Below are 16,418 nucleotides of genomic sequence, written 5' to 3'. Positions count from 1 at the left end.
GGCGTTCACGCCCCTTTCACGATGGACACGAAATTGCGCAGCAGACGCGCGCCGGCGTCCGAGCTTTTCTCGGGATGGAACTGCACGCCGAACGCCGCGTCGCCGTAGCGCACGGCGCTGGGGAACGTCACGCTGTGCGTCGTCTCGCCGATGACGAACGGACCCGACGGCGCGATGAAGCCGTGCGTGAAGTAGAAGTACTCGCCCGGCTCGACGCCCTCGAAGAGGGGCGAAGCGAAGCTCACCGGTCCACCCAAGTCAGCGAGGGTTTCCCCGGTGCCCGAGATCGTGGGGATGGCGGAGGCGAAGCGTACTTCGGTACGCGAGCCTCCGGCATCGCCGCGAGATCGGGTGCCGGGGGAAGCCGCAGCGTCGAGCAGTTCCGCCGGCTGGCAAGCCGGCGGAACGACAGAGTTCCAGCCGACGTGGGGCACCTTGTACGCGCGGCCCTCCGCATCGGCCTTCGGCATCGCGCCCACCACGCCGGGCAGCACGGCCAGGCCGCGGGCGTTGTGCGTGGAGGCCTCGTCGTCCTCGTCGGGCGCGCCTTCGACGCCCTCCTCGAACAGCAGGTGCATCCCCAGGCAGATGCCGAGGAACGGCACGCCGGCCGCGATGCGCTCGCGGATGACGCCCGTCTGCCCGAGCGCCTGCATCGTGGCGGCCGCGTCGGCGAACGCGCCCACGCCCGGCAGCACGACGGCGTCGGCGGCGGCGATGGCGGCGGGATCGCACGCGACGAACGCGTCGCCGCCCGCCGCGTCGATGCCGCGCTCGACGCTCTTCAGGTTGCCCTTGCGGTAGTCGACGATGGCGATGCGCGGGGCCATCACAGGCTGCCCTTCGTGGAAGGCAGGGCGTCGCCGATGCGGGGGTCGCACTCGACGGCCTGGCGCAAAGCGCGCGCGGCGGCCTTGAACGAAGCCTCCACCAGGTGGTGCGCGTTCTCGCCCGCCATGCTGCGCACGTGCAGCGTGATCCCCGAGTTCGCCGCGAAGGCGATGAAGAACTCCTTGGCGAGCGACGCGTCGAACGAGCCCAGCATGACGGGAGGCACGTCCACGGCCCAGTGCAGCTGGCCGCGCCCCGAGATGTCCGCGGCCGCCAGCACGAGTGCCTCGTCCATGGGCAGCGCGAGCGATCCGAACCGCGCGATGCCGCGCTTGTCGCCGAGCGCGCGGGCGACGGCCTGGCCCAGCACGATGCCCGTGTCCTCCACGGTGTGGTGCGCGTCCACCTCGATGTCGCCCTTCGCGCGCACGGTCAGGTCGATCAAGCTGTGCCGCCCGAAGGCCGTCAGCATGTGGTCGAAGAACGGCACGCCCGTCTCGACGTCCGTCGCGCCCGTGCCGTCGAGGTTCACGACGATGCGGATGTCCGTCTCGTTCGTCGTGCGCTCGACTTCGGCGGTTCTCTGGTTCATGGCTGGCCTTTCTTTTCCTTATCGCCGGTCCAATAGCATCAGCGAGGGTTTCCGTGGTGCTCGAGATCGTGGGGAGGGCGAGGACGAAGCGTACTTCGGTACGCGAGTCCTCGGCCTCGCCGCGAGATCGGGTGCCACGGGAAGCCGCCCCCTACGGGGACTAGCTTCGCGTCGCAGCCCTCGGCCCGCTCCGTCGGCCGTCAGGCCGACGGAACCTTCAAGTCGCACTTCCCCATCACCGCGTCGCGCAGGGCCCGCAGGAACGCGTCGTTCTCCTCGGGGGCTCCCACGGTCACGCGCAGGCAGTTCTCCAGATGCGGCGCGCGCGAGAAATCGCGCACGAGCACGCCGCGCTCGTACAGCGCCTCCCACACGAGGGGCGCGTTCTCCACGCGGAACAGCACGTAGTTCGCATCCGACGGGAACGACTTCACGCCGGGAACCATCCTCAGCCCCTCGATCAGGCGGGCGCGCTCCTCGATCACCGCGAGGATGCCGCGCTCGAACTTCGCGCGGTTCGCGTACACCACGCGCGCGACGGCCTGCGAGATGGCGTCCACCGAGTACGGCTGGCGCACCTTGACGAACTCGCGGATGACCTCGGCGTCGCCCAGGATGTAGCCCATGCGCACGCCGGCCAGGCTGAACGCCTTCGAGAACGTGCGCAGGATGACGAGGTTCTTGTGCTGCGCCAGATAGGGGCGCATCGTCTGGCGCGAGAACTCGAAGTAGGCCTCGTCCACCATGACGAGCGCGTCGGTGGCGTCGAGCAGCCGGAGCATGAACGTCTCGCTGGCCAGCTGGCCCGTGGGGTTGTTCGGGCTCGTCACCACGAGATAGTCGATGCCGCCCTCGGCGACGCGCGCCAGCACGGCCTCCTCGTCGACGGAGAAGTCGACGCGGCGCGGCACGTCGACCACCGTCGTGCCCGTGAGGCGGGCGTTGGCGTCGTACACCGAGAACGTGGGCGGCAGGTTGAGGAACGTGCGGCCCGGCCCGCCCCACGCCAACGCGAGGTTGAACAGCAGCTCGTCGCCGCCGTTGCCCACGAGCACCTGGTCGCGGTCGAGGCCGTTCGCCTCGGCGATCATGTCGCGCAGGTCGTTGGCCAGCGGGTCCGGATAGCGGTTGAGGGGCAGGCGCTTCACCTCGCGCATGATGTCGCGGCGGATATCGTCGTCCACGTCGTGCGGGTTCTCGTTCGCGGAGAGGATGGCGGTGGCGGGCAGGTACTTCGGATCGTAGGGCGTCACGCCTGCAAGCTGGGGAGCGGCCGTGCACACGCTACGCATCGGCGATCCCGTCCCCGGCCGCGCGGCCCGCGCCGTCGCCGCCCTCCATCCCATACACGTTGCCCGTGTCCAGCAGGTTCTTGCGCATCTCCACGCTCATGGCGTGCGCCCACAGGCCCTCGTGCCGCGCGATGGTCATCACCATGTCGGCGTCGCGAGCGAGCGCCTGCGACGAGTACTGGATGACGCTCGACTTCTTCACGAACTCGTCCACCGACAGGGGCGAGGCGTAGCGCGCCGTGCCGCCCGTGGGCAGCGTGTGGTTCGGGCCGGCCGCGTAGTCGCCCACGGCCTCGGGCGTCCAGGCGCCCAGGAAGATGGCGCCCGCGTTGCGGATGGCGCCCAACAGGTCGAAGGCGTGGTCGACGTGCAGCTCCAGATGCTCGGGGGCGATGACGTTCACCGTCTCGATCGCCTGGGGCATGCTGTCGCATACCACGATGAGGCCCTGGTCGGCGAGCGAGGCGGCCGTGATCTCGGCACGCGTGGACGTTTTCAGGTGGCGTTCCACCATGCGCTCCACCTCGTCGGCGTAGGCCTCGTCGAAGGCGACCAGGTAGCAGGCGGCCAGCGGGTCGTGTTCGGCCTGCGCCATGAGGTCGATGGCCACGAGCGCCGGGTCGGCCGTGGAATCGGCCACGACGCACACCTCGGACGGGCCGGCGATCATGTCGATGCCGACATCGCCCGACACCACCTTCTTCGCCGCGGCCACGTAGGCGTTGCCGGGGCCGGTGATCTTGGCCACGGGCGCGATGGACTCGGTGCCGTACGCCAGCGCCGCGATGGCCTGCGCCCCGCCCACCGCGTAGATCTCGGTGACGCCGGAGATGCGGCACGCCTCGAGGATGGCCGGATCGAGCGAGCCGTCGGCCGTCGGCGGCGTCACGCACACGATGCGCGGCACGCCGGCCACGGCGGCCGGCAGCGCGTTCATCAGCACCGACGACGGGTACAGCGCGCGCCCGCCCGGCACGTAGATGCCCACGGACTCCAGCGGCTCCACCTTCGAGCCCACGAGCGCGCCGTCCTCGCGCACGGTGAACCAGCTCTGCTGCTTCTGGCGCTCGTGGAAGTCGCGGATCTGCGCGGCGGCCTGGCGCAGGGCGCGCGCCGTCTTGTCGTCCACGTTCGCGATGGCCTCGGCGATGGCGGCCTGGCTCACGCGGAAGTCCTCCACGCGCACGCCGTCGAACTGCTCGGTGTAGGCGCGCAGGGCCTCGTCGCCGCGCTCGCGCACGCCCTCGACGATGGCGGTGGCCGCCGTCAACGCGGCCGCGTTGAACGCGCCGGTGCGCTTGAGATGGGCGTTGGTGAACTGCTCGCCCGGTTGCAGGATGATGCGGCGCATGGGCTACTCCTTTTCCTTGCCGGCTTGGCGCGCGGCGGCTTCCGCGTTCCGCTGCAGCGCTTGGGTCAATTGTACGATACGCGCGTCCGTGCGGAACGCGCAGGTGTTCGAGAAGAAGCGCGCGGTCGACGAAAGGACCTCGTCGACCACCACGAGGTCGTTCTCGCGCAGGGTGGTGCCGGTCGCCGTGATGTCGACGATGCGCTCGGCCATGCCCGTCAAGGGCGCCAGCTCGATGTTCCCGTGCAGCTTCACGATCTCCACCTGGGTGCCCGTCTTCGCGTAGTGGGCGCGCGTGATGTTGGGGTACTTCGTGGCGATGCGCAGCGAGCCCAGGCGACGGTAGTGCTCGTCGGCCGCGTCGGCGGCGCCTGCCGGCTCGGCCACCACGAAGCGGCACGCGCCGTAGCCGAGGTCGACGAGCTCCACGACGTCGGATTCGGCCTCCAGCAGCGAGTCCTTCCCGCAGATGCCGCAGTCGGCGGCGCCGAGCGACACGAACGCGGGCGCGTCGGTGGGGCGCACGATGACGTACTCGACGCCCGGGTTGCGGATGATGAGGGAGCGCCCGGGGTCGGCCAGCCCCGTCACGTCGAGGCCCGCCTCGCCGAGCGCGGCCACCGTGTCGGCGTTGAGCGAGCCCTTCGGCACCGCGATGCGCAGCGGGCGCGCGGAGGGCGCGCCGCCGGCCGCGCAATCGGCGGCCGCAGCTGCCGCCATGGCCTGCTCGAGGGAGAACGCGAAGCCCGCGGCCGGGCGGCTCTCGCCGTACGACCCGATCATGTTGTCGTAGCGGCCGCCGCTGCCGAGCGGGGTGCCCAACTCGGGCGCGTAGGCCTCGAACACGATGCCCGTGTAGTAGTCGAACGAGCTCATCACCGAGAAGTCCACGAGGATGCGGTCGGCCAGGCCCGCCTCGGCCAGCAGGTCGCAGGTGCGGGCGAAGTCGTCGAGGCCGTCCTCGCAACCGAGCGGGGCCACGAGCGCGCGCACCTGCTCCACCGCCTCGCGCCCGCCGCGGATGCGCGGCAGCGCGCGGATGGCCGCCGCGAACACGGGCGGCACGACGGCCGCCTCGCCCGTGAGCCGGTCGACCTCGACGAAGTTCGACGCATGGAACGCGGCCAGCACCTGCTCGGTCCACTGCGCGGGCGCCCCGCTCGCGGCGAGCAGCGCGCGCAGCACGCCCACCGTGGCCAGCGCCAGCTTGCAGCCGCGCGCGCCCGCCAGCTCGAGCGCCTCCACCATGAGCTCCACCACTTCCGCGTCGGCCTGGGGCCCGGCCTCGCCGATGCACTCCACGCCGATCTGCGTCATCTCGCGCGCCTGGGCCTGCATGCGGCCCTCGGCCTCGCGGAACACGCGCTGCATGTAGCGGAAGCGGAACGGCCCCGGCTGGCCCGCGAGACGCGTCGCGCACATGCGCGCCACCTGCAGCGTCACGTCGGGACGCATGGCCAAGAGGTCGCCGCCGGCGTCGAAGAACTTGAAGGGAGAGCCGGGCATGCGGCCTCCCGCGCGCATGACGTCCATGACCTCGAGCGTGGGCGTCTCGATGGGCAGGTAGCCGCGCGCGGCGAAGCACGCCTGCACGTCGCGGGCGATGCGCTCGCGCGTGCACGCCTCGTCGGCAAGCACGTCCCTGAACCCCGCCGGTGTCACGTAATCCATGATCCTCTTCCTTCGCTGGCCTGTTTGTCTCTGGTACTTTATCACAGTAGAGTAGTAAAGCAAGCTGTTTGCAGAATGTTTTGGAGAACCGCTACATTTTACGTCATGGAAGGGGTGCGGGGGCAGCCCCGCGCCACCCGAAACGAGAATGTTTCACGTGAAACATCTGTTCGGGGTAAAACGAGCGTGCGCCGCCCCCGAAGGAGCGGCGCACGATGCGGGAGGGCGCTCGCTCTCGTCCGCCCCGCCTTAGAACAGCGAGAACTGCTGGGGCGCGAAGTCGTAGGAGCACACCACTTCGTCCTTCAACAGCTCGATCTCGTGGGACTCCCATTCCTTGACGGACACGACGTAGTTCGTGCCCTCCTGCTCGAACACGAGCGCGCCGCCCACCATGCCGATGCAGCGGCCGCCGCACTCGCCGTCGTGGCCCTCGGGCACCTGCAGGTCGTGACAGTCGGGCGACGGGCCGCCGAAATAGTGCGGCGACAGGTCCTCGGCCGGCTCCGCGCCCTCGAGGCCGAGGCGCTCCACCGTGGCGTCGAGCACCTCCTTCGCCTCGACGAAGTCGAAGCGCTCGTTCACGAGCAGGTCGACCTTCTTCGACGCGCGCATGGTTTCCAGGATGCCGGGCTGCGCGCACAGCGCCGCCTCCAGCTCGCGTGCGTCGTCGGCGCATCCGAAGCGGCCGACGATGCGGGCCGCGCGGGCACCCTGCTCCAGCAGGCGCTCGATGCCGCGCGTCTCCGACGAGATGCCGGCCTTCACGTACTTCGGCGAGAAGTACGCCAGGTAGGTGAAGTGCGGCGTGAGGTTATAGGCGCGCTGCTGGGCCGAGATGAAGTCGGCGTAGTAGAACGAGGGGTTGAAGCCCGTGGCCTCCTGGCACGCCGGGCACATCGTGTCCTTCGCATCGGGAAGCAGCTCCACGTTGAGCGGGCACACCTCCTTCGTGTAGGACTCGAGATCGAAGCGCCCCACGCAACGCCGCTTGGGCAGCCGACGCAGCGAGAACGTCTTGCCGAGCACGGCGAAGCGGTGCTGCGCACCCCGCTCCACGTCGTTGATCAGCAGGTAGGGACCGGATTCGGCGAAGCCGTGGCCCGCCAGGACGGTCGTGCGACCGTTCGCGAAGTTCGTCATATCGTTATCCTTGTGCAACTCGTACCGAATAGATCACTGTTTTCGACGCGAATGATAGCGCACAAGGGGCATTCGACGCGAGCGCGCGCGGCGAAAGGCGAAAAATCGCACAGAAGCAGCGCGGCCCCTTCTCTGGAAAGGGGCCGCGGTTCGTCTCGCCTACGCCACGCCCGACGCCATGAGCGCCTGGGTGGCCTGGTACATGGTCACCGAGAAGTACACCATGAACGCCACCGCCACCGAGCAGAGGATCTTCGCCACGATGTGCCAGTCGCTCCTCCAGCACAGCACGATGCCCACCGGCCAGAATATGACGAGGAAGAAGACGATCCAGAACGTCTGCTTGTACCACACCTTCTGGTTCGGCTCCTCGATCAGGTCGTTCGCATTCTTGCGCAGGTCGCGCTTCAGCCAGTCGCCCGCGCGACGGTCGTCGTCAGCCATGCCGCTTCCTTTCCTCCCACCGCGCCCCGTGCCCGCGCGTCCGCGTTTCCGTCTATCCTACCACGCCTGTCGAGGGCGTCCGGAGCGTCCTCAGTTCAGCCCGGCGTACTCCACGTCGATCTGGTCGTCGAGGTACTCCTGCACCGGCTGCTTGCCGTACTCCTCGAGGTGCGACAGATGCCAGCACTCGGTGGGCGGCAGCCCCTCGATGTTGTCGGCCACGAACACCGGGTCCTTGCCGGCCTTGCGCTGCGCCGAGTAGTCGTCGAGCACCTTGAGCGCCCACTTGCCCAGCAACATGATGGCGATGAGGTTCACGATGGCCATGAAGCCCATGAAGATGTCGGCCAGGTTCCACGCGAGGTCGAAGCTGTTCACCGCGCCGTAGAAGATGACCGCAAGGCACACGAGGCGGAACACGAGCAACAGCGCCCGGCTGTCGCCCTTGATGAAGCGCAGGTTGTTCTCGGCGTAGAAGTAGTTGCCGATGAGGCTGGAGAACGCGAAGGCGAAGATGGCGAACGTGATGAAGTGGATGCCGATCTCGCCCACCGAGTTGTTCACGGCCATCTGCACGAGCGGCATGCCGTTGAGCGCGGCGGCGGCCTGCGGGTCCTGCACGTAGAACACGAGCACCATCATGGCCGAGCAGGTGCAGATGAGCAGCGTGTCGATGTACACGGACAGGCTCTGCACGAGGCCCTGCTTGCAGGGGTGCGACACCGACGCCGTGGCGGCCGCGTTCGGCGCCGAGCCCATGCCGGCCTCGTTGGAGTACAGGCCGCGCTTGATGCCCAGCATGACCACCGAGCCCGCGAAGCCGCCGAAGATCGACTGGAAGTCGAACGCCGAGGCGAACACCAGCGAGAACACCTGGGGCAGCACGGTGATGTTGGTGACGGTGGTCCACACCGCGATGGCGATGTAGGCGATGGCCATGATGGGCACGATGATGGACGTGATGATGCTGATGCGCTTCGCGCCGCCGAAGATGACGAACGCGGTCATCACCGCCAGCACGATGCCGCAGGCCACGGCCGCGCCGTTCGTGGCGTAGTCGGGGATGTAGTACTCGAGCGACGAGGCCGCGTTGAAGGCCTGCAGCCCGTTGAACCCGAACGCGAAGCACAGGATGAGCAGCACGGCGAACAGGATGCCCAGCCAGCGCTTCCCCAGCGCCTGCTGGATGTAGTACGCGGGGCCGCCGCGGAACTCGCCCTCCTTGCCGCGCACCTTCCACACCTGCGCGAGCGTGGACTCGATGAACGCCGACGCCGCGCCGATGACGGCCATGAGCCCCATCCAGAACACGGCGCCCGGGCCGCCCGTGGCGATGGCGGTGGCCACGCCGGCGATGTTGCCCGTGCCCACGCGCGACGCCGTGGACACCATGAGCGCCTGGAACGACGAGATCGAGCGCTCGCCTTCCACGTGCTTCTTCTCGGTCAGCTGCGTGAACATGTCCTTGATGTAGCGGATCTGCACGGCCTTCGTGCGGATGGTGAAGTACACGCCCACGGCCACCAGCAACAGCAGCAGGATGTACGTGTACAGAAACCCGTCGACCTCGCCCGTCCAGGCGATGAACCATTCGTTGAAGTCCATTCGTCCCCCTTCTCCTTCAAAAGCGGAAGCGCGCCCGAACCGCAGCGCGCCTCCGCGTCTTTACGTACGTGCGCGAACAGCCCTATCCGAGCTTCTTCGCCAGCAGCTCGCTGATGAGCTTCGGGTTGCCCTGGCCGCGCATCTCCTTCATGCACTGGCCCACGAAGAACCCGATGAGGCCCGTCTTGCCGCCCTGGTACTGCGCCACCTTGTCGGGGTTGGCCGCCAGCACCGCGTCGATCACGGCCTCGATGGCGCCCGTGTCCGACACCTGCTTCATGCCGCGCTCCTCCACGATGGCCGCCGGGTCCTTGCCCTCGTCGAGCACGGCCGCGAACACCTCTTTGGCCTGCTTGGACGAGATGACGTCCTCGGCTTGCAGGCGCACGAGCTGAAGCGCGCGGGCCGGGGTGAGCGGCGTGGAGCCCAGGCGGACGCCGTCCGCGGCGTTCAGGTAGGCGGTCACGTCGTTGATGACGAGGTTCGCCACCGGCTTCGCCAGCTTGGCCGCGCCGTCCGCGGCCAGCTCCATGCACGCCTCGAAGAAGTCGGCCGTCTCGCGATGCTCCACGAGATGGCGCGCGTCGTAAGCGCTGAGGCCGAACGCGTCCTCGTAGCGGGCCGCCTTCTGGTCGGGCAGCTCGGGGAGCTTCGCGCGCACCGATTCGATCCACTCGTCGGCGAGGTCGTAGGGCGCGAGGTCCGGGTCGGGGAACAGGCGATAGTCGTCGGCCGTCTCCTTCACGCGCATCACGATGGTGCGCTTGGCCGACGGATCCCAGTGCCGCGTCTCCTGGAAGATCTGGCCGCCCTCCTCGAGCACGTCCGCCTGGCGGCAGATCTCGTAGGCCAGGCCGTCGTGGAGGTTCTTGAAGCTGTTCATGTTCTTGAGCTCGGTCTTCACGCCGAATTCCTTGGCGCCGCGGCGGCGCAGCGACACGTTGCCGTCGCAGCGCATGCTGCCCTCCTCCATCGAGCAGTCGGAGATGCCCAGCGCCAGGTAGATCTGGCGCAGCTTCTGCATGAACAGGCGCGCCTCCTCGGGCGTGCGCAGGTCGGGCTCGGTGACCAGCTCGGTGAGCGGCGTGCCGGCGCGGTTGTAGTCCACCAGCGAGTGCGTGGCCCCGGCGATGCGGCCCTCGCCGCCGCCGATGTGCACCATCTTGCCCGCGTCCTCCTCCATGTGGATGCGCGTGATGCCCACGTGGGCGGTGTAGCCGTCCGCCGTGCGCGTCACGTTGCCGCGGCTCTCACCCACGGCGAGCCCGTCCAGGTCGATGCGCTCCTTCGCGGCCGCGCCGTCCACGTCGAGGTCGAGGTGGCCGCGCATGCAGAACGCCACGGGGCCCTGCGTGGTCTGGTAGTTCTTCGACATGTCGGGGTACATGTACGTTTTGCGGTAGAACATCGAGTGCTTCTCGATGTCGCAGTTCGTGGCCAGGCCCGCCAGCACGATGGACTCGATGGCCGCGCGGTTCGGCACGGGAAGCGCGCCGGGCATGCCGAGGCACACGGGGCACGTGTGCGTGTTCGGCTCGGCGCCGAACTCCAGCTTGCAGCCGCAGAACATCTTGGTGTCGAGCGTCGTCAGCTCGGCGTGGATCTCAAGGCCGATGACGGCCTCCCAATCCTGCAGCACCTCTTCGAGCTTTCTCATGGCTACTCGCCTGCCTTTCCGTCGTCGAGGAGGCCGGGCAGGTCGACCCCCGGCACCGCGTCGGCGGCGTCGGGGATGGTCGCCTGCGCGCCCGCCGGCGCCGCCGCGCCCGGCGCGAACGCCGGCGCCACGGGGGCCGGGCCGTACACCGTTTCCAGCGCGGCGGCCACGCGCAGCATGTTCTCGTCCTTGAACTGCGGCGAGATCAGCTGCACGCCCACGGGCAGCTGCGTCTGCGCGCCCAGGCCCACGGGCAGGCTCATGCCGCCGTTGCCCGCGATGTTGATGGAGATGGTGAACATGTCCGACAGGTACATGTCGGTGGGGTCGCTCACCTCGCCGAACGTGAACGCGGTGCGCGGCGACACGGGCGCGACGATGCAGTCCACCTGCTCGTAGGCGCGCGCGTAGTCCTGCGTGATGAGCGTGCGCACCTGCTGCGCCGGGTAGTAATAGGTGTCGTACACGCCCGCGGACAAGAGGTAGCTGCCCAGCATGATGCGGCGGCGCGCCTCGGGGCCGAAGCCCTTGGCGCGGCTGGCCTCGTACTGGCCGCCGAGGTCCTTGTGACCGGGATCGCAGTAGCCGTAGCGCACCGAGTCGAAGCGCGCGAGGTTGCTGAACGCCTCGCAGGGGCCCAGCACGTAGTAGGCGCTCATCGCGGCCTGGGCGTTCGGCAGCTCCACCTCCACGATGTCGGCGCCGAGCGCGCGCAGGTGCTCGACGGCCTCCTCCACCTTGGCCTTCACCTCGTCGGTGAGGCCGCGGGCCTCCATGAACGCGGGCACCACGCCGATGCGCATGCCGCGCACGCCCTCGGCCAGGTTCGCCGTGAAGTCGACGCCCACGGCCTGGCTCGTGCAGTCGAGCGCGTCGCGGCCGGCGATGGCGTTGAGCGCGTACGCCGCGTCCTCCACCGAGCGCGTGAACGGGCCCACCTGGTCGAGCGAGCTGCCGAACGCCACTACGCCGTAGCGGCTGACCACGCCGTACGTGGGCTTGACGGCCACGGTGCCGCAGAAGCTGCCGGGCTGGCGGATGGAGCCGCCCGTGTCGCTGCCCAGCGTAATGGCAGCCAGACCCGCGCCCACGGCCGACGCGCTGCCGCCCGACGAGCCGCCGGGCACGCGCGCGAGGTCCCACGGGTTGCGGGTGGGGCCGAAGGCGCTCGTCTCCGTGGAGGAGCCGAACGCGAATTCGTCCATGTTGAGCTTGCCGAGCGGGATGCCGCCGGCGTTGATGGTGCGCTCGACGCACGTGGCCGTGTAGGGCGACACATAGTTGGCGAGCATGGTGGACGAGCACGTGGTGTGCGTGCCCTCGAGGTTCATGTTGTCCTTGAACGCCACGGGCACGCCGGCCAGCGGTCCGCACGCGTCGAGCGTGCCGGCGGCCACGGCGGCGTCGAGCGCGGCCGCCTGGTCGAGCGCGCGCCGCTCGGTGGTTTCGAGGAACGCGTGCGTGGCGCCGTCGAGCGCGCGCACGCGCGCGAGCGAGCTCTCGGCGATCTCGCGGGCCGAGAAGTCCTTGGCGGCGAGGCCGGCGCGGATATCGCGCACGCTCATCGCGGCGAACACGGGAGCGGTGGAGGCCATCAGCGATCGCCCCCTTCGCCGAGGATCGACGGGATGAGGAAGCTGCCGTCCTGCTGCTTGGGCGCGTTCTCGAGCGCCTCCTCCTGCGTGAAGGAGGGCGCCTCGGCGTCCTCGCGCATGACGTTGGAAAGGCCGCCGATGGGGTGGAACGTGGGCTCCACGCCCTCGAGGTCGTATTCGGTGATGGGCTTCAGGCTGTCGATGATGGCGTTGAGGTCGACGACCATGCGCGCCACCTCGTCGTCCGGCAGCCCGATGCGCGCGTATTCCGCGATGCCGCGGACGTCGCGCTCGGTGAGATGTTGGGTCATAGGGCCTGCTCTTTCCTTCTCTCGTTTTCACGCATCGGCCCCGCGCGGCACGCCCGGAAACCGAAGGTGGAACAGGTGAAAACATAACGCCGTCCATAATAGCAAACCTTGCGTGCGACGCGGGCGCGCACGCCCGCGCCGCACGATTTTTCTCGAAGGCGACGAAGGCCTTCCGGTGCGAGGCGCCAACGAACAGGAAGACCCGCCTGCAGCAGCTCGTGCGGTTCGCATTGTTTCACGTGAAACATCTGCGAGTTCGGAACAAATGTTTCACGTGAAACATTCGGGAGGCGGTTCGGAAACTGCATCCCCCGTTGACGCGGGCGCGCGATCCTTGATCGACGCGCACCTTGCCGCGCCGACCGCGCGTCGCTTCCGGCGAGAATCGGCGCGAACGCACTCCAACGTCCGCAGCCGCTTCCCTGCGCCAGAGGGCAGACGGAACCTCTGCCGCACCGAAGAGCGAAAACGCCTCTCCCAAAGGCCGGCAGCCCGCCTCCCGCCCCCGCCGCTCGCCTTCCCAACATTTTTCTAAATACCCGTTGACGCCTTATACTATGTGTCATATAGTATAAGGCGAAAGGAGGTATGCGATGGATGCACAATTGAAGCGAGGGTTCCTCGATGTTTGCGTGCTCGCATCGATCAACCGCCAGGACTCGTACGGCTATCAGATCGTCAAAGACGTGCCGCCGAGCCTGCATCTCACGGAATCGACGCTGTACCCCCTGCTCAAACGGCTGGAGTCGGCAGGGATGCTGACGGTGTACGCCATTGAGCACAACGGGCGCCTGCGCAAGTACTATCGCATCACGCCCGCCGGGGTCACGTACCTCGACGAGTTTTTGAAGGAATGGGACGACGTTTTGGACGTCTACGAGTATGTGAAACGAGGTGCCAACCGATGAATAAGACCGAGTTCTTGGATGCGTTGCGGCGCGCGCTCGGCAAGCTGCCGTCTTACGAGGTGGAGCAGTCGATCGCGTTCTACGCCGAGATGATCGACGACCGCATCGAAGACGGCATGGGCGAACAGGAGGCGGTGGCCGCGCTCGGGCCGGTGAACGCCATCGCGGCGCAGATCATCGCCGAGACGCCGCCCATCCCGAAGGCCATCGCGAAGGCGAACACCGGCAGCCGCACGCTCAACATCGTGCTGCTGGCCATCCTCTCCCCCATCTGGGTGACGCTGGCGCTGGCGTTCGTGCTCACGGTGCTCTCCGTCTACCTTGCCATCTGGATGGTCGTCGTGGCGCTCTGGGCCGTCGTGGTCTCCCTGCTGGTGTGCGCGCCCTTCGGCGTGTTCGGCCTCGCGTGGTGCACGGCCATCGGGTACCCGCTCTCGGGCATCTGGATCTTCGGCTGCGGACTGGCCGGCGCCGGCATGGGGCTGTTCTCCTGGTTCGGCGTGCTCGCCGCCAGCAAGGGCCTCATCAACCTCACCCATTCGTTCGCCCGCTGGGTGAAGGGGCTGTTCATCAAGCTGCAGCGCAACGACGCCAGCCCCATCGCACCGGAAGGAGCAGCTCATGTCTAGCGGCAAGAAGACGTTGCTCGTCATCGCGACCATCCTCGTCGTCGGAGGCTTCGCCATCTCCTTCGGCGCGTTCGCGGCGGCCGGGTTCAACATCGAGAACCTCTCGACCGAATCCCGCAACTGGACGTCCACCACGAAGACGCTCGACCCCGAAGCGGAAAGCCCCCACAGTACCATCGTCCTGCGCGACGTGGACGAGGACGTGCGCATCGAGCCGACCGACGGCGACGCCATCGAGGTGACGTACTGGACGAACGAGCGGAAGCACTTCGACGTGACCGACAGCGGCGGCACCGTCACCGTCGAGGGTTCGCGCGACTCGTACATCGGCATCATGATGATCGGGTCGTTCGAGGACCATACCACCGTCGTGAAGGTGCCGCGCAGCTACACGGGCTCGCTCGACATCGACATCATGGGCGGCAACGTGGACGCGGCCGACCTGGACGGCCTGGGCTCCGTCACGGCGAAGACCGCGAGCGGCAGCATCAAGCTCGCGAACCTCGTCGCCAACGACATCGTGACGAGCGCGGCCAGCGGCAACGTGGAAGTGCGGGGCACGCAGTGCTCGTACCTCAGCGCCACCACGATGAGCGGCAACGTGGAGTACTCCGACGTCGAGGCGTCCGAGATCGTGAAGCTCGACACCGCGAGCGGCAAGCAGACGCTGCGGAACGTGAGCACGGTCACGCTCGATGCGCACATGGGCAGCGGCGACATCCAGGCAACGGGCATCGCCGCCGCCGACGCGAAGTTCGACGCCGTCAGCGGCAACGTGAGCGCCTCGTTCACCGGCTCTGACAGCGAGTACGCCATCGAGGCCTCGTCGGTCAGCGGCAACGTGCACTCCCCGGCGGGCAGCGCCACGGCGTCGCGGCACGTGAGCGCCCATACGATGAGCGGGAACGTGACGCTGACGTTCGCGGAAGGCGGCGCGAGCGTCGACAGGGGCGGCACCGGCAGCAGCGACGGCGGCTTGAGCGCGCCGCAAGCCCCGGAGGCTCCTGAAGCGCCCGAGGCCCCTGAGCCCCCGTCCCTCTAGGCGCCCTCCCTGCGCGAACGCGCGACGAAGGCCCGCAGCATCCGCTGCGGGCCTTCTGCATGCGAGCGCGGCTACGCCTCGTCGGCGGCCATGTCGAACAGGATGTAGTGCGACGGCGTCTTCGCACGGATGGTGACCTCGCGCGTGGCGGTGATCTCGGCCGCGTCGCCTTCGGCCAGCTCGTTGCCGTTCACCAAGCCCTCGCCCTCGATCTGGATGAGGTAGGCCTGGCGCGCCGGGTCGAGGTCGTAGTACAGCATCTCGTCCGCCCCGATGGCGCTGACGAGCACCTTCATGTCCTGATGGATGCGGATGGGCGCGAAGCCCTCCTCGCCCGAGGCGATGGGCATCCACTTCCCCACGCGATCCCCCCAGTCGAAGCGGTGGTCGCCGTAGTTCGGCTCCACGTTCTTTTCGTCGGGCAGGATCCATATCTGCAGGAAGCGCAGCGGCTCGTTCGTATCGTTGAACTCGCTGTGCATGATGCCGCTTCCGGCGCTCATGTACTGCACGTCGCCACGCTCGAGCCGGCTGCCGTTGCCCAGGCTGTCGCGGTGGGTGAGCTGACCGTCCACGACGTAGCTGATGATCTCCATGTTGTCGTGCGGATGCGTGTCGAACCCGCCGTGCGGGTCGAACCGGTCGTCGTTGACCACGCGCAGCGCGCCGAACTTGATGTTGTCGGGGTTGTAGTACTCGGCGAACGAGAAATGGAACAGGCTGTGCAGCCATCGGCGGTCGCTGCGGCCCATGTTCTCGTGCTTGATGACCTTGATCATGGCGAATCGCTCCTTCTAGTTGTTGTTGAAGCGATCATAGCGTGCCCCCGTGCGCCACGCGTGGCGATTGCATGTCGCCCGCGTAACGAGATGATGAGGGGCATGCTCAACGGGCGGGCGGCGGGGCGGGAGGGGGCGCGAAGCGCTCATCGCGAAAAACCGCCGCCGAGTCACAAAAATCACCGGCGTGAAGCCCCGCGGAAGCCGAAAGACGGCGTGAAGGAATCCCTCGACAACGAAACACCAGGTCACGAAAAACGCGTGGGCCGTTCTCGTCGCACGATAGCGCCCCGATACACATGAAAAGCTTCACAGCGGTGATTTTTGTGACTTCGAAGCGGTTTCGCACGCAACGATGCCTCGAGCGAGGAGTGCGGGCGGGTGTTTCACGTGAAACATTTGTACGTGCTGCGACTTCGCGCCGGCGGGACGCCCTTCCCTTCGCACGGGATCGCGCTTGCGGGCGAAGGGGCGCGTCCCGCGCCGGCTCGCGATGCGCGCGGCATGCGGTCGGCGCGACGCGGGACGCCGCGCTCCCCGGCGACACCGCGCGCCCAAGACGGGGCAC

The 16,418-nt window shown here is 68.2% G+C and carries 15 protein-coding genes; 3 read left to right on the top strand and 12 right to left on the bottom strand.

Translation table 11 applies throughout. From position 1 onward, the window contains the following. Window positions 1-5 precede the first annotated feature (5 nt). From H8S61_RS13575 to gatC, 11 genes are all read right to left on the bottom strand, one after another. Entirely contained in the window at window positions 6-830 is an 825-nt protein-coding gene (locus tag H8S61_RS13575; RefSeq protein ID WP_186939352.1) for an imidazole glycerol phosphate synthase subunit HisH, read from the bottom strand. Next, window positions 830-1,423: an imidazoleglycerol-phosphate dehydratase HisB gene (gene hisB, locus H8S61_RS13570; RefSeq protein ID WP_186939351.1), complete on the bottom strand. Its 594-nt coding sequence runs from the start codon at window positions 1,421-1,423 to the stop codon at window positions 830-832. The genes H8S61_RS13575 and hisB overlap by 1 nt, the downstream gene beginning before the upstream one ends. 200 nt (window positions 1,424-1,623) lie before the next feature. Beyond that, the gene (hisC, locus tag H8S61_RS13565) at window positions 1,624-2,715 is read right to left on the bottom strand and encodes a histidinol-phosphate transaminase (protein WP_186939350.1); all 1,092 of its coding nucleotides are present in this window, start codon (window positions 2,713-2,715) and stop codon (window positions 1,624-1,626) included. Further along, window positions 2,708-4,066 carry a histidinol dehydrogenase gene (gene hisD, locus H8S61_RS13560; RefSeq protein WP_186939349.1) on the bottom strand — a complete coding sequence of 453 codons (1,359 nt, stop codon included), beginning with the start codon at window positions 4,064-4,066 and terminating at the stop codon, window positions 2,708-2,710. Before hisD ends, hisC begins: the two co-directional genes overlap by 8 nt. Before the next feature lie 3 nt (window positions 4,067-4,069). Continuing rightward, window positions 4,070-5,737, bottom strand: a complete 1,668-nt coding sequence (hisZ, locus tag H8S61_RS13555; protein ID WP_186939348.1) for an ATP phosphoribosyltransferase regulatory subunit — start codon at window positions 5,735-5,737, stop codon at window positions 4,070-4,072. Between the two features lie 249 nt (window positions 5,738-5,986). Further along, window positions 5,987-6,880, bottom strand: a complete 894-nt coding sequence (locus H8S61_RS13550) for a DUF2797 domain-containing protein (protein WP_186939347.1) — start codon at window positions 6,878-6,880, stop codon at window positions 5,987-5,989. 159 nt (window positions 6,881-7,039) lie between these two features. Next, the gene (locus H8S61_RS13545) at window positions 7,040-7,324 is read right to left on the bottom strand and encodes a holotricin-3 (protein ID WP_154334201.1); all 285 of its coding nucleotides are present in this window, start codon (window positions 7,322-7,324) and stop codon (window positions 7,040-7,042) included. Between the two features lie 90 nt (window positions 7,325-7,414). After that, the gene (locus H8S61_RS13540) at window positions 7,415-8,929 is read right to left on the bottom strand and encodes an alanine/glycine:cation symporter family protein (RefSeq protein ID WP_186939346.1); all 1,515 of its coding nucleotides are present in this window, start codon (window positions 8,927-8,929) and stop codon (window positions 7,415-7,417) included. 82 nt (window positions 8,930-9,011) lie between these two features. Continuing rightward, window positions 9,012-10,586, bottom strand: a complete 1,575-nt coding sequence (gene gatB, locus H8S61_RS13535; RefSeq protein ID WP_186939345.1) for an Asp-tRNA(Asn)/Glu-tRNA(Gln) amidotransferase subunit GatB — start codon at window positions 10,584-10,586, stop codon at window positions 9,012-9,014. Window positions 10,587-10,588: 2 nt separating this feature from the next. After that, window positions 10,589-12,181, bottom strand: a complete 1,593-nt coding sequence (gene gatA, locus H8S61_RS13530) for an Asp-tRNA(Asn)/Glu-tRNA(Gln) amidotransferase subunit GatA (RefSeq protein WP_255466619.1) — start codon at window positions 12,179-12,181, stop codon at window positions 10,589-10,591. Next, a complete protein-coding gene (gatC, locus tag H8S61_RS13525; protein ID WP_154334204.1) occupies window positions 12,181-12,492 on the bottom strand; it encodes an Asp-tRNA(Asn)/Glu-tRNA(Gln) amidotransferase subunit GatC in 312 nt (103 codons plus the stop codon). The genes gatA and gatC overlap by 1 nt, the downstream gene beginning before the upstream one ends. Window positions 12,493-13,085: 593 nt before the next feature. Here gatC and H8S61_RS13520 point away from each other — a divergent pair. Genes H8S61_RS13520 through H8S61_RS13510 form a run of 3 tightly spaced genes read left to right on the top strand, consistent with a single transcriptional unit; the run spans window position 13,086 to window position 15,071 of the window. After that, window positions 13,086-13,400, top strand: coding sequence for a PadR family transcriptional regulator (locus tag H8S61_RS13520; RefSeq protein WP_186939344.1), 315 nt, complete (start codon window positions 13,086-13,088; stop codon window positions 13,398-13,400). Continuing rightward, entirely contained in the window at window positions 13,397-14,029 is a 633-nt protein-coding gene (locus H8S61_RS13515; protein ID WP_186939343.1) for a DUF1700 domain-containing protein, read from the top strand. The genes H8S61_RS13520 and H8S61_RS13515 overlap by 4 nt, the downstream gene beginning before the upstream one ends. Next, the gene (locus H8S61_RS13510) at window positions 14,022-15,071 is read left to right on the top strand and encodes a DUF4097 domain-containing protein (protein WP_186939342.1); all 1,050 of its coding nucleotides are present in this window, start codon (window positions 14,022-14,024) and stop codon (window positions 15,069-15,071) included. Before H8S61_RS13515 ends, H8S61_RS13510 begins: the two co-directional genes overlap by 8 nt. A 71-nt stretch (window positions 15,072-15,142) precedes the next feature. On the opposite strand, the gene H8S61_RS13505 is transcribed toward H8S61_RS13510, so the two are convergent. After that, on the bottom strand, window positions 15,143-15,850 hold the full coding sequence (locus H8S61_RS13505) for a pirin family protein (protein WP_186939341.1): 708 nt from the start codon (window positions 15,848-15,850) through the stop codon (window positions 15,143-15,145). Window positions 15,851-16,418: the final 568 nt, after the last annotated feature.

Source organism: Eggerthella hominis, assembly GCF_014287365.1.
GTDB lineage: Bacteria > Actinomycetota > Coriobacteriia > Coriobacteriales > Eggerthellaceae > Eggerthella > Eggerthella guodeyinii.
The sequence above is the reverse complement of the archived record's forward strand: the minus strand, read 5'-3'. Positions and strand labels throughout refer to the sequence as shown.

Excerpts from the sequence above, each read along its gene's own strand:
- hisC (WP_186939350.1), bottom strand. The coding sequence starts at position 2,715 with ATGCGTAGCGTGTGCACGGCCGCTCCCCAGCTTGCAGGCGTGACGCCC.
- H8S61_RS13515 (WP_186939343.1), top strand. The coding sequence starts at position 13,397 with ATGAATAAGACCGAGTTCTTGGATGCGTTGCGGCGCGCGCTCGGCAAG.
- hisD (WP_186939349.1), bottom strand. The coding sequence starts at position 4,066 with ATGCGCCGCATCATCCTGCAACCGGGCGAGCAGTTCACCAACGCCCAT.
- H8S61_RS13505 (WP_186939341.1), bottom strand. The coding sequence starts at position 15,850 with ATGATCAAGGTCATCAAGCACGAGAACATGGGCCGCAGCGACCGCCGA.
- H8S61_RS13550 (WP_186939347.1), bottom strand. The coding sequence starts at position 6,880 with ATGACGAACTTCGCGAACGGTCGCACGACCGTCCTGGCGGGCCACGGC.
- H8S61_RS13540 (WP_186939346.1), bottom strand. The coding sequence starts at position 8,929 with ATGGACTTCAACGAATGGTTCATCGCCTGGACGGGCGAGGTCGACGGG.
- H8S61_RS13545 (WP_154334201.1), bottom strand. The coding sequence starts at position 7,324 with ATGGCTGACGACGACCGTCGCGCGGGCGACTGGCTGAAGCGCGACCTG.
- hisB (WP_186939351.1), bottom strand. The coding sequence starts at position 1,423 with ATGAACCAGAGAACCGCCGAAGTCGAGCGCACGACGAACGAGACGGAC.
- H8S61_RS13510 (WP_186939342.1), top strand. The coding sequence starts at position 14,022 with ATGTCTAGCGGCAAGAAGACGTTGCTCGTCATCGCGACCATCCTCGTC.
- H8S61_RS13520 (WP_186939344.1), top strand. The coding sequence starts at position 13,086 with ATGGATGCACAATTGAAGCGAGGGTTCCTCGATGTTTGCGTGCTCGCA.
- gatA (WP_255466619.1), bottom strand. The coding sequence starts at position 12,181 with ATGGCCTCCACCGCTCCCGTGTTCGCCGCGATGAGCGTGCGCGATATC.
- gatC (WP_154334204.1), bottom strand. The coding sequence starts at position 12,492 with ATGACCCAACATCTCACCGAGCGCGACGTCCGCGGCATCGCGGAATAC.
- hisZ (WP_186939348.1), bottom strand. The coding sequence starts at position 5,737 with ATGGATTACGTGACACCGGCGGGGTTCAGGGACGTGCTTGCCGACGAG.
- H8S61_RS13575 (WP_186939352.1), bottom strand. The coding sequence starts at position 830 with ATGGCCCCGCGCATCGCCATCGTCGACTACCGCAAGGGCAACCTGAAG.
- gatB (WP_186939345.1), bottom strand. The coding sequence starts at position 10,586 with ATGAGAAAGCTCGAAGAGGTGCTGCAGGATTGGGAGGCCGTCATCGGC.